The 11,736-nt window shown below is 70.6% G+C and carries 13 protein-coding genes; 7 read left to right on the top strand and 6 right to left on the bottom strand.

Annotated features, from left to right (window positions below; genetic code table 11):
* Positions 1 to 63: 63 nt before the first annotated feature.
* Positions 64 to 612: a hypothetical protein gene (locus tag WDU93_RS02735; RefSeq protein ID WP_337317126.1), complete on the bottom strand. Its 549-nt coding sequence runs from the start codon at positions 610 to 612 to the stop codon at positions 64 to 66.
* A 71-nt stretch (positions 613 to 683) separates the two neighbouring features.
* On the opposite strand from WDU93_RS02735, the gene WDU93_RS02740 reads away from it, so the two are divergent.
* Positions 684 to 1,265, top strand: coding sequence for a TetR/AcrR family transcriptional regulator (locus tag WDU93_RS02740; protein WP_337317129.1), 582 nt, complete (start codon positions 684 to 686; stop codon positions 1,263 to 1,265).
* 266 nt (positions 1,266 to 1,531) lie between these two features.
* Here WDU93_RS02740 and WDU93_RS02745 read toward each other — a convergent pair whose 3' ends face one another.
* From WDU93_RS02745 to WDU93_RS02765, 5 genes are all read right to left on the bottom strand, one after another.
* Positions 1,532 to 2,440: a sigma-70 family RNA polymerase sigma factor gene (locus tag WDU93_RS02745; protein ID WP_337317132.1), complete on the bottom strand. Its 909-nt coding sequence runs from the start codon at positions 2,438 to 2,440 to the stop codon at positions 1,532 to 1,534.
* Between the two features lie 28 nt (positions 2,441 to 2,468).
* A complete protein-coding gene (locus WDU93_RS02750; protein WP_337317135.1) occupies positions 2,469 to 3,623 on the bottom strand; it encodes an NAD(P)/FAD-dependent oxidoreductase in 1,155 nt (384 codons plus the stop codon).
* Between the two features lie 230 nt (positions 3,624 to 3,853).
* Entirely contained in the window at positions 3,854 to 5,248 is a 1,395-nt protein-coding gene (locus WDU93_RS02755; protein WP_337317138.1) for an amino acid permease, read from the bottom strand.
* Positions 5,245 to 6,345, bottom strand: coding sequence for a histidinol-phosphate transaminase (gene hisC, locus WDU93_RS02760; protein ID WP_337317141.1), 1,101 nt, complete (start codon positions 6,343 to 6,345; stop codon positions 5,245 to 5,247). Before hisC ends, WDU93_RS02755 begins: the two co-directional genes overlap by 4 nt.
* Before the next feature lie 170 nt (positions 6,346 to 6,515).
* Positions 6,516 to 6,902, bottom strand: a complete 387-nt coding sequence (locus WDU93_RS02765) for a DUF1304 domain-containing protein (RefSeq protein WP_337317143.1) — start codon at positions 6,900 to 6,902, stop codon at positions 6,516 to 6,518.
* A gap of 81 nt (positions 6,903 to 6,983) precedes the next feature.
* Between WDU93_RS02765 and WDU93_RS02770 the strand changes: the two genes are divergently transcribed.
* From WDU93_RS02770 to WDU93_RS02795, 6 genes are all read left to right on the top strand, one after another.
* The gene (locus WDU93_RS02770; RefSeq protein WP_337317145.1) at positions 6,984 to 7,640 is read left to right on the top strand and encodes a histidine phosphatase family protein; all 657 of its coding nucleotides are present in this window, start codon (positions 6,984 to 6,986) and stop codon (positions 7,638 to 7,640) included.
* 73 nt (positions 7,641 to 7,713) lie between these two features.
* Complete coding sequence (locus tag WDU93_RS02775; RefSeq protein ID WP_337317148.1) at positions 7,714 to 8,166, top strand: PPC domain-containing DNA-binding protein; 453 nt, start codon at positions 7,714 to 7,716, stop codon at positions 8,164 to 8,166.
* A 53-nt stretch (positions 8,167 to 8,219) separates the two neighbouring features.
* The gene (locus tag WDU93_RS02780) at positions 8,220 to 8,663 is read left to right on the top strand and encodes an SRPBCC family protein (protein WP_337317150.1); all 444 of its coding nucleotides are present in this window, start codon (positions 8,220 to 8,222) and stop codon (positions 8,661 to 8,663) included.
* A gap of 62 nt (positions 8,664 to 8,725) precedes the next feature.
* Positions 8,726 to 10,291, top strand: a complete 1,566-nt coding sequence (locus WDU93_RS02785) for a molybdopterin-dependent oxidoreductase (protein WP_337317152.1) — start codon at positions 8,726 to 8,728, stop codon at positions 10,289 to 10,291.
* A 45-nt stretch (positions 10,292 to 10,336) separates the two neighbouring features.
* Complete coding sequence (locus tag WDU93_RS02790) at positions 10,337 to 10,558, top strand: RNA-binding S4 domain-containing protein (RefSeq protein ID WP_337317153.1); 222 nt, start codon at positions 10,337 to 10,339, stop codon at positions 10,556 to 10,558.
* 90 nt (positions 10,559 to 10,648) lie between these two features.
* Positions 10,649 to 11,689 carry an iron ABC transporter substrate-binding protein gene (locus WDU93_RS02795; protein ID WP_337317155.1) on the top strand — a complete coding sequence of 347 codons (1,041 nt, stop codon included), beginning with the start codon at positions 10,649 to 10,651 and terminating at the stop codon, positions 11,687 to 11,689.
* Positions 11,690 to 11,736 lie beyond the last annotated feature (47 nt).

Consider the following 11,736-nt stretch of genomic DNA (forward strand, 5'->3'; position numbering starts at 1 on the left):
ACTGCCCCGCCGGATGCGACACGCCGAAAGCATCCCTCACACCCGTCACGCCTCCGGTGCCCGTCATGCCTCCGACGCCACACGGGCCGGCTCGCGCCTGGGCCAGATCGTGTAGCTGACCGCCCAGACCGTCTCGGCGCCGAGGATGATCGCGAGCACCCGGTACGTGGCGGCGAGCGCATCGGTGTCGGCACCGGGCGCGGCGATCGCGATGAGCAGCACGAGCACACCCGCGGCGATGCCTGCGGCGAGCGCAGTGCGCACCACCCCCTGCCAGCACGCCTTCGCATACGCGGCACCGTAAAGGCGCACCGGTCGCGGGCCGTCCGCGAAGCGGTGCGCGAACCAGGCATCCGCCCATCGGATCATCCGGTGCCCGTACACGATGGAAAAGCCCAGGTAGATGGCGGCAATCGCGTGCGCGCGGGTCGCGTCGCCGCCGGTGCGCAGGTCGACGCCGACGGCGAGCAGCAGCACCAGGTCGACCACCGGCGTGAGCACCAACAGCACCGCCCCGAGTCGCGGGCGACGCAGCACATAGCGGGCGATCAGGCCGAGCGCGATGAGCACCCAGAAGCCGATCTCGCAGGCGATGATGAGTCCGACGATCATGGTTCCCCCTTGTTTGGTAGCACAGTCGTACTAGCAAGAGGAAACTAGCACGGTCGTGCTAATTTGTCTGCATGCCCCGCAGAATCGACCTCGACGAGCGCCGGGAACACCTGGCGCAGGCGGTGTGGACGATCATCCGCGAACGCGGCATCGGCGCCGTCTCGGTGCGGGTCGTCGCCGCCGAGGCGGGCGTAGCCGTCGGCTCGCTCAGGCATGTCTTCCCCACACGCACCGAACTTCTGCAGTTCTCGGCCGAACTCATGCTGAGCCGCGCGACCGATCGCATCCGCTCCACCCCCCTCAGTGGTGACCCGGAGGCCGATGCCCTCGCCCTGCTCAGCCACGTGCTGCCCCTGGAACCCGACAGCCGCGCCGAGCTCGAGGTCAACCTCGCCCTCATCGCCGAGGCTCCGGCGGTGCCCGAGCTCGTGCCGATCCGCGATCAGACGTACCAGCAGCTCACCGCGATGTGCGAGGGCATCGTGGAGATGCTCGCACCCGAGCGCGACGCCATGACCCGCACCGACGAGGCCCGCCGGCTCTACGCGCTCGTCGACGGGCTCGCGCTGCACCTGCTGATGGAGACGCCGGCGGCCGACGATGGGTGGGCGGTGCGGATGCTGCAGGGCGAGATCGCGCGGATCAGGGCGTAGTTGCGGGGCGGCGTGTGTGGGGGCTGGGGGCGGCTCGGGGGGTCGAGACGCCGCATTCCCGGCGAGACGCCGGTGGAGAACAGGCGCGTCGGCGCAGAAGCGGCGCGTCGAGGGGGCACGCGCCGACCGCGGAGTCGAGACCGGGGTGGCGCGTCGAGACCGGGGTCGTGCGTCGAGACCGGGGTCGTGCGTCGAGACGCCGGTTGCGCGTCGAGACACCTGCACAGAACAGGCGTTTCGATGCAGAACAGGCGTTTCGACCCCCGTCACCGCGCCGCGCGAGCGTCGATCTGCGCGAGACGGTCGGGGTTGCGGAGGATACGCACCTCTTCGAAGCGTCCGTCGGCGACGACGAACTGGAAGATCGCGATGAGCTCCCCCTCCAGGCGGATGTCGACGGCGACGCGCCCGTTGTAGTCACGCAGATCGAAGGTCGCCTCGGGGTTCTTCTGCAGCAACCCGAGCAAGAACCGCATCACATGGTCGGCTCCGACCACCGGCCGGCGCGCGGCACTGACCAGACCACCGCTGTCGGTCGTGGCGACGACGCTCGGCGACAGCATGGCCAGCAGGCCGGCGATGTCGCCCTCCTGCGCCGCGGCGACGAACCGGTGCACGATCGCGCGGTGCTCCCCCGCCGACACCGCGAGCAGATCGTCGCGGGCACGCACCCGCACGCGCGCGCGGTGTACCAACTGGCGCGCGGCCGCCGCTGTGGTCGCGAGCGCCTCGGCGACATCCTCGTACCCCAGGTCGAACACATCCCGCAGGATGAATGCGGCACGCTCTCGCTCGCCGAGATTCTGCAGCACGATGAGCATCGCGGCCGAGACCGCCTCGGCGGTGAGCGCCGCGCGCTCGGGGTCATCAGCGGGTGACGCCGCTGTGGCCGCCTGAGTGGGCAGCGGGTCGGGCAGCCACGGCCCGACGTACTCCTCGCGCCGGCGGGAGATCGTCCGCAGATGGTTCAGGGCGACGTTCGCGGCCGTGCGAGCCAGGTAGGCGCGCGGGTTGGCCGGATCGGCGGGGGCGGCGATCCACCGCAGGTAGGTGTCCTGGCTGACGTCCTCGGCGTCGGCGATGGATCCGAGGATGTCGTAGGCGACCTGGAACACGAGTCCCCGGTGACGGGCGAAAATCGCGTCCCGATCCGTCGCGTGCGCGGCATCCGTCATCGGCATCCCTCCCGTTCTGCCTTCCCTCTCATCTTGTCGTGACCGGCTGGCGTGTGACAGCCGTCTGGGCGAGCTGGCGGCGCAGCCAGATGTAGGAGCCGCTGCGCCGCGCCTCGCTGCGGGCGGCACCGACGGTGAACCGGCAGATCGTCTCCTTCGCCCAGGCGCCCAGGCCGCGGCGCCACACCAGGCGCGTCGGTCGATCGTCGAGGCGCACGAACTGCACGACCGCGTCCTTCCGGCCGAGGCTCACGCACTGCGCGGCGAATCCGTTGGAGTGCGGGCGCGGTGCGCGACCGCGCAGCGCGCGCAGCACGGTGTCGGCGACGTGTCCGCCGAGCGGCATCGCGGTGGCGCAAGCCATGCGCAGATAGTCGTAGCGGGTGTCGTCGATGCGTACGGCGTCGCCGGCGCCGAGGATGCGGTCGTCACTGAGGCTGTGCAGGGTCGGGGTGACGAGCATCCGCCCGTCGGCATCGGTGAGGAGCCCGCTGGAGGCGGCGAGCGCTGGGACGGCGAGCCCTGCGCACCAGACGACGTGGTCGGCGCCGAGGCGCTCGAGCTCGGCCGGGTCGACGGAGACGCCCTCGTCCAGAGTCACCCCGAGCCGGTCAAGGGTCGCGCGGACATGGGCGCGCCCCCGCTCCCCGAGGGATGGACCGAGGGTTGCGGCATGCAGCTCCACCTGCAGCGCGGGCCGGCTCTCGGCGATCTCGGTCGCCGTCTCGATCGCGGTGAGACCTCCCCCGACCACGGCGACGTGATCGCCCGGCCGCGCGGCGTCCAGCGCCCGGCGCAGTCGCTCGGCGCTGGCAGCATCCGCCACCGTGTGCGCCGCTGTCGGCGCCGAGCGGGCACCGCTGCCGACGGCGTAGATGAGGTGGTCGTAGGGCAGGTCCTCGCCGGTGCTCAGGCTGACCGTGCGGGCGCGGGGGTCGATCTCCGTCGCATGAGCGATGACGAGGCGGATGCCGGGATGCAGCACCTCCCGCAAGGGAAGGGTGGCGTCGCCACGGGATCCGGCGACATACTCGTGCAGCCGGATGCGTTCGACGAACCGCTCCGTGGGGTTGACGAGGGTGACGGCGAGCGCGCCGCGGCGTCCCTCCCTGCTGCCGGCGAGCCTGCTGGCGGCGATGACGCCCGCGTAGCCCGCTCCGATGACGACGACCTGGTGTGCCACTGCTCCTCCTTGCCCCGTGGATGGGGTTCTGTGCATGTGACACCGCTGGCGGGCGAGTTGTGACATGGAGGTGGGGCCGGCGGGGGGCTGCGGGAGGGCGGATGCCCCGAGACGCCGGTTCTGCGTCGAGACGCCTGCACAGAACAGGCGTCTCGACGCAGAAGTGGCGTCTCGGCGCAGCATCCGGGTCTCGCGGGATGCGGAGGCTGCGGGGCGTGGAGCGCGCGCCCTCAGACCTCGTCGCGCATGACGCCAGGGCGGGAGCGGCCGCGCGTCAGGCGGGCGGCCACCAGCAGCGCCACCGTGAGGCCCGCGGTGAGCAGCAGCTGCGTGCGGGCCGCCTCGTTGAACATCGCCAGGATGACGACACCGGCGAGCAGCACGAGCACGAGGATCGACAGCCACGGGAACGCCCACATGCGCATCGGCAGGTGCGTACCCTCGGCCTCGGCGCGGCGGCGCAGGATAATCTGCGAGATCGCGGTGGCCGTCCAGATCACCAGCAGCGTCGAGCCGACGACGTTCAGCAGCGCGGGCAGCACCATGTCGGGGAACAGCCAGTTCAGCAGCACCGTGACGAAGCCGAAGGCGACGGATGCCAGCACGGCCACCCGCGGCACGCCGTGCTCGGTGACGTTCGTGACGGCCAGCGGCGCGAGCCCCCGCTCACCCAGCGAGTAGAGCATGCGCGACGAGCCGTAGATCGTGGCGTTCATGGCCGAGAGCAGGGCGATCACGACGATGAGCGACATGAGCAGGTCGACGCCGGGGATCTGCAGATGGGCGAGCACCGCCGAGAACGGTCCGGCCTTGACGCTGGGGTCGTTCCACGGCAGCACGGCGACGATCACGAGGATCGACCCGACGTAGAAGACGAGGATGCGCACCATCACCTGACGCACGATGCGACGGATGTTGCTCGACGGGTCATCCGATTCGGCCGCGGCGATCGCGACGATCTCGGTGCCGCCGAAGGCGAAGATGACGATCAGCAGGGCACCGGCCATGCCGGCGATACCGGTGGGGAAGAAGCCGCCGTTGTCGACGAGGTTGGAGACGCCCGCGGCGGGCTGCCCGGGGATGAGCCCGAAGATCGCCAGGGCACCGACGACGAGGAACGCGATGATCGCGAACACCTTGATCGCGGCGAACCAGTACTCGAAGCGCCCGTAGTTGCGCACCCCGAACAGGTTCACGGTGGTGAGGGCGACCACGAAGACCAGCACCCACACCCACGCGGGCACCCCTGGCACCCAGGTCGCGACGATGCCGGCGGCACCCGTGGCCTCGGCCGCCACCACGACGACGAGCGTGATCCAGTACAGCCACCCCACCGCACTGCCGGCGCTGCGCCCCATCGCCTTCTGCGCGTAGGAGCTGAAGGCCCCCGAGCTGGGGTTGGCGGCGACCATCTCGGCGAGCATCGCCATCACCAGCACGACGATCGTGCCGGCGACGAGGTACGAGATGATCACGGCGGGGCCGGCGATGCTGATCGCCTGACCGGAGCCGACGAACAGGCCGGCGCCGATCGCGCTGCCCAGGCCCATCATCGCGATCTGGCCGCGGCTCAGCCCGGACTGCAGGCCCCTGGTGGTCGTGGTGACGACGGGAACCTCGGTCATGCGCGTGCCTCCTCGGCGGTCGTGGAAGAGACGGTGGATGCGGCGAGCGCCCGCTCGACCCGGTCGATGTCCTCCTGCGAACCCGACGAGATGCGCACCCCGTCGCCGGGGAAGGTGCGGACGACGACATCGCCGGCCTGCAGCAGCTCGTCGAGCTCGATGGCCCGCTCACCGGCGGGCACCCACACGAAGTTCGCCTCACTGGCGACAGCCGGCCATCCGGCATCCTGCAGCACCGACACGAGCCGCTCACGCTGGGTGACGACCTCGGCGATGCGTTCGCGCAGTTCGTCTTCGGCGTCGAGCGAGGCGACGGCGGCGGTCTGGGCGAGGTCGGTGACGCCGAACGGGATGGCGACCTTGCGCTGGCTGTCGGCGATCTCGCGCGGCGCGATCGCGTATCCGATGCGGAGCCCCGCCAGCCCGTAGGCCTTGGAGAAGGTGTGCAGCACGGCGACGTGCGGGTAGCGGTGCAGCAGGTGGATGCCGGCGCCCGCGTGCGCGTCGTCGAAGTATTCGGAGCGGTCGAAGTGCACGTAGGCCTCATCGATCACGACGAGGATGTCGCGTGGCACGGCGGCGACGAAGGCTTCGAGCTCGGCGGGGCCGACGACCGTGCCGGTGGGGTTGTTCGGGTTGCACACGAAGATGAGGCGCGTCTGCGGAGTGATCGCCGCGAGCATGGCATCCAGGTCGTGGCGGTGGTCGGCATCCAGCGGCACCTGCACCGGCGTCGCGCCTGCGATGCGCACGAGCGAGGGGTACGCCTCGAACGACCGCCAGGCGAAGATCACCTCGTCACCCTCGCCGGCGACAGCGTGGATGAGCTGCGCGGCGAGCTCCACCGAACCGGCGCCGACGGTCACCTGCGCAGCATCCACCCCGTAGCGCTCGGCGAGACGACCGATGATCTCGGGCGCGGCCATGTTCGGGTAGCGGTGGATCGTCTCGATGCGCTCGCGGACGGCGTCGATCACCGACGGCAGTGGCGGATGCGGCGACTCGTTCGAGGAGAGCTTGGAGGCGCCGGGCGCCGCGGGGCGGCCCTGACGGTAGGTGGGAATGGCGTCGAGACCGCGGCGGGCGGGGAGTGTCATCGTGGGGAGGCTCCGTTGCGTCGGGACGGCAGCGGCGCCGTCGCTGAGTCAGCGTAGGCGCGCGGGTCTTACGTGGGCAATCCGAGCGCATCGCGCTGGGCAGATGGTGCAGGATGCCGACGATCCCGCATCCAGGAATGGGCAATCTGTCCAGGATGGGGGCAGGCGGGTCAGACGAGCAGGCCGATCGCGAGGAGGATCACCGCGAGCAGCGGCAGGGTGCCCTGGGTGAGCGCCGCGCGGGCCTTGTCGGGGCTGGTCACCAGCAGCACGAGGGCCGCGGCGAGCATGGAACCGGCGCCCGCGAACACGAGGGTCGCACCGATCACGGGGCTGCCGGCGGCGAAGAAGACGATGCCGAGGACGACGAGCAGGGCGAGGAAGAGGTTGTAGAAGCCCTGGTTGAAGGCGAGTTCCTTGGACGAGGCGGCCTGCGCCTCGCTGGTGCCGAAGGTGGCGCGCACGCGCGGGGTCGTCCAGGCGAACGACTCCATGTAGAAGATGTAGACGTGCAGGGCGGCGGCGAGGGCGGCGAGCACGAGGGCGGCGATGATCATGGGTTTCTCCTTCAGGGCATCCGCCCCACTGTAACGACGGATGCCCGCACCGTGCCGGTGCGAGCGGAGTAGCGTGGCGGGGTGGACGTCATCGACCCGCTGCCAGATCACCCCGCCCCCGACAACCCGCAGGGCAAGCTGGTGCTGCTGCGGCACGGCGAGACCGAATGGTCGCGCACCGGGCGGCACACCGGCCTGACCGACATCCCTCTCACCGCGCGCGGCGAGGAGCTCGCCCGTGGTGCCGGCGAACTCGTGCGCGGCTACGACTTCGGTCTCGTGCTCACCTCGCCGCTCGAGCGGGCGCGGCGCACGGCAGAGCTCGCGGGCTTGGATGCCGAGGTCGATCCGATGCTGCTGGAGTGGGACTACGGCGGATATGAGGGACGCACGACCAGGGAGATCCGCGCCGAACTCGGCTACGACTGGACGGCGTTCACGCACGGAGTGATCCGCGGAGACACCCCCGGCGAGACCGTGGAAGAGGTCGCGGCACGCGCGTCGCGTGTGCTGCCGCGGGTGCTGGATGCCATGGAGCACGGCGACGTCGCACTGATCGCGCACGGGCACTTCCTGCGCATCCTCACCGCCGTGTTCCTGCGGCAGGCACCCCGGTTCGCGGCGATGATCACGCTCGATGCCGGCTCGGTGTCGGTACTCGGGTACTACCGCGAACAGCCGGCGATCCTCGCCTGGAACCACGGGCCTGCCCTGCCGCTGGCGCCGTCTGAGTCGTAATGCGACACTCGTCTCTTGCGCCCGAGCGGCCCCTGGGTGTCGACTGATCCCAGCGACGGCGAAGGGAGCGCCCATGACCGCGGCAGCCAAGACCGGATCGGGGTGGAGCGCCCTCGAGGTGTCACCGAAACGCTGGGTGGTCTCGGTCGCCACCGAGAGTGAGGTGCTCGGCGCGCTCACGGACTTTCTCACCGTCCAGGGCATCACCAGCGGTTCGATCACCGGGCTGGGTGCCGCGCATCGAGTGACGATCAGCTTTCGCGACCCGGTATCGAAGGCCTACATCGACACGGTGGTGGACGAGCAGATGGAGGTCGTCAACCTCACCGGCAACGTCTCCACCGTCGACGGCGCGCTCTCGGTGCACCTGCACGGCACGTTCGGCAAGCAGGATCTCGGCGCGATCGCCGGGCATGTGAAAGAGGTCTGGATCCGTGGCGCGGGCGAGATCATCGTCAGCGCCTACGACGAACCCACCCACAAGGTGCTCGATGAGGGCACCGGATTGAATCTGTACCGGCTCTGATCCCTCCGGTAGCGGCCGGACCCGGAACCACGCACTCGACATGGGGAGGTCGGATGCCGATCATCACTGAAGCCCGCGCGGTCATCGCCGCCCCGGCGGCCGTGGCCTGGCGGTTGCTCGCCGACTACGCCAACGACCCGCTCTGGCGTGCCCGGGTGCGACGGATGGAGCAGTCGCCTCCCGGGCAGGTGTTCCCGGGAGCCACCGCCGTCGAAGAGATGCGCGTGCTCGGCACGCTCAGCCGGGCCGTGGTCGAGGTGGTCACGGTCACCCCCGGCACATCGTTCACCTGGCGCGCCATCGACGGCGCCGATGCTGAGGGGCACCGAACCATCACCGCGCTCGGCGACGACCGCTGCGAACTGCACACCTGGCGGGTGATCCGGCTCAGCGGCGCGCAGGCATGGGGCGAACCGCTCGCACGGTGGGCGCTCACCCGCGGCGAGCGCGCCGACGTGCAGCGTGCGGCCGCGCTGGTCGAAGCCATCACCCGGTGAGGGAGTCTTACAGACCTGTCAGATTCTCTGGATTCTGACGCGGCGCTGATTACGCTGAGCAGATGACCACCCGCGCGGCGCAGCCGCGGCATGCGAGGCCCGCCGGCCGCGCCTCGGCGGCCCTCGCCGGGGTGGCCGCCGTGCTGCTCGGCATCGGGCTCGGCACCCTCACGGCGGCGTTGTTCGTGCCCGCATCCTCTCCCCTGCCCGTCGTCGGGGGCGCGATGATCGATCTGGCGCCGCCGTGGGCGAAGGACACGATGATCGCCCTGTTCGGCACCGGCGACAAGCTGGCGCTCATCATCGGCATCCTCGTCGCGATGCTCGCCCTCGGCGCTCTCGCCGGAGTCTGGGAGTGGCGGCGCGCGTGGTCGGGGGCGGCAGTCGCGCTGGCGCTCGGCGCCGCGGCGGCGATCGTGGCGATCACCCGTGAGGACGCCGGCATGTGGGCGTGGCTGCCCTCGGTGCTGGCCGGCGTGGCGGCGGCGATGGCGATGCGGATGCTCGTGCGCTGGATCCCCGTCGATGCGGCGGCGACCGTGCGGGCCGACGGCACAGCGACCACGCGACGCAGGTTCCTCACCCTCGCCGGAGTGACGGCGGCTGTCGGCATCCTCACCGCGGTAGGCGGGTCGATGGTGCGCGCGGGATCGCAGGCGGTGTCGACGATCCGCGCCGCGCTGAAGCTGCCCGCCGCGGCATCCACCGCGGTCACGATTCCCGACGGCGCCGACCTCGAGATCCCGGGCCTGAGCCCGCTGGTGACCCCTAACGCCGACTTCTACCGGATCGACACGGCCCTCGTGGTGCCGAACCTCGACCCGGCCGAGTGGGAGCTGCGCGTGCACGGCCTGGTCGAGCAAGAAGTGCGGCTGACCTGGAACGACCTGCTCGCCCTGCCGCTGCGCGAGGCCCCCGTCACCCTGTCGTGCGTGTCGAACCAGGTGGGCGGCGGGCTGGTCGGCAATGCCGTGTGGCTCGGGTATCCGATCCGCGAGCTGCTCGCGCGGGCGCGCCCGCTCGCCGAGGCCGACATGGTGCTCTCCCGCTCATCGGACGGCTTCACGGCATCCACCCCGCTCGGCGCCCTCACCGACGATCGCGACGCCCTGCTCGCGATCGGGATGAACGGGGAGCCGCTACCGCTCGCGCACGGATTCCCGGTGCGGATGGTGGTGCCCGGCCTGTACGGTTACGTGTCGGCGACGAAGTGGGTCGTCGAGCTCGAGGTCACCCGTTTCGACCGTGACCGCGCGTACTGGACCGACCGCGGATGGTCGGAGAAGGGGCCGATCAAACTGCAGTCGCGGGTGGACGTGCCGCGGTCGCAGTCGACGTGGGCGGCGGGTCCGGTCACGGTGGCGGGAGTGGCCTGGATGCCGCACACCGGCGTCTCCGGCGTGCAGGTGCAGATCGACGACGACCCCTGGCAGGACGCGGAGCTGGGGTGGGATGCCTCGACCGACACGTGGGTGCAGTGGCGGTGGACGTGGGACGCGACGCCAGGCCCGCACCGGGTGACCTGCCGGGCGATCGACGCCGACGGCAACATGCAGGTCTTCGAGCGCCGACCCGTGGCGCCGGACGGCGCGACCGGCTGGCACACGGTCACCGTCGACATCACCTGAGCGTCTGGGTCCCTGAGCCTGTCGAAGGGCGTCTAGCATTCAGGGGTGACTGATCCGATCGACGACGTCTCCATCGGGGGCGAGATGATCCGCCTGGGCTCCTTCCTCAAGTACGCGGGGCTGCTCGACTCGGGCGGGGACGCCAAGGAGATGATCATCGACGGCCTCGTGACCGTGAACGGCGACGTCGAGCGGCGGCGCGGACGCCAGCTGCACGACGGCGATGTGGTGGAGATCGACGGACGCCGGGTGCGCGTGCGCCCCTGACCGCCGCGGCGCGGCATCCGTTCTTCGGCGATCTGGCCCCCGGTGGTAGGTTAGGTTTGCCTTATTTCCGCCGAGATGGAAGCTTCCCCCATGCCTCGCCGCCTCCACCGCCGTCTGTCCGCCCTCGCACTGTCGGTCGTCGCCACCGTCGCTCTCTCCGCCTGCAGCTCTGCCTCCCCCGGCGGCGCAGGTGACGAAGACGCCGACGCCCTGGTCATCTACAACGCCCAGCACGAGAAGCTCACCGAAGAGTGGGCCGACGCCTTCACCGAAGAGACCGGCATCGCAGTCGTGCTGCGCAACGGCGGCGATAGCGAGCTCGGCAACCAGCTGGTCGCGGAGGGCGATGCCTCCACCGCTGATGTCTTCCTGACCGAGAACTCCCCCGCCATGTCGCTGGTGGAGAACGCCGGACTGCTCGCGCCCGTCGACTCGGCGACCCTGCAGACCGTGCCGGAGGCCTACCGCCCCGCCTCGGGCGACTGGACCGGCATCGCGGCGCGCTCGACCGTGCTGGTGTACAACCCGTCGCTGATCGACGAGGCCGACCTGCCCGCGTCGCTGATGGACCTGCAGGACCCGGAGTGGAAGGGCCGCTGGGGTGCGGCGCCGAGCGGAGCCGACTTCCAGGCGATCATCTCAGCGATGCTGCAGACGCAGGGTTCCGAGGCCACCGCGACCTGGCTGGACGCGATGGACGCGAACGCCGAGATCTACAACAACAACATCGCCACCATGAAGGCCGTGAATGCCGGCGATGTGCCCGTGGGTGTGATCTACCACTACTACTGGTACCGCGATCAGGACGGCACGAAGGAGAACTCGGGCAACACCGAGCTGCACTACTTCGGCAACCAGGATCCCGGCGCGTTCGTCAGCGTCTCCGGCGGTGCCGTGCTGAAGAACGCCGCGCACCCGGAAGAGGCGCAGAAGTTCCTCGCGTTCCTCACCGGAACCGAGGGGCAGAGGATCCTCGGCGAGGGATACAGCTTCGAGTACCCCGTCGCATCCGACGTGCCGGCGAACCCGGCGCTGCCGGCCCTGGACACGCTCGACGCCCCGGCCATCGATCCGAGCACCCTCAACGGCCCCGATGTCATCCAGCTGATGATCGACGCGGGGCTGCTCTGAAAACCACCCCCCTGGCCGGTCGTGCAGCGGCCCGCATCCCGCACCGG

The organism is Microbacterium istanbulense, from assembly GCF_037204145.1.
Taxonomy (GTDB): Bacteria; Actinomycetota; Actinomycetes; order Actinomycetales; family Microbacteriaceae; genus Microbacterium; species Microbacterium istanbulense.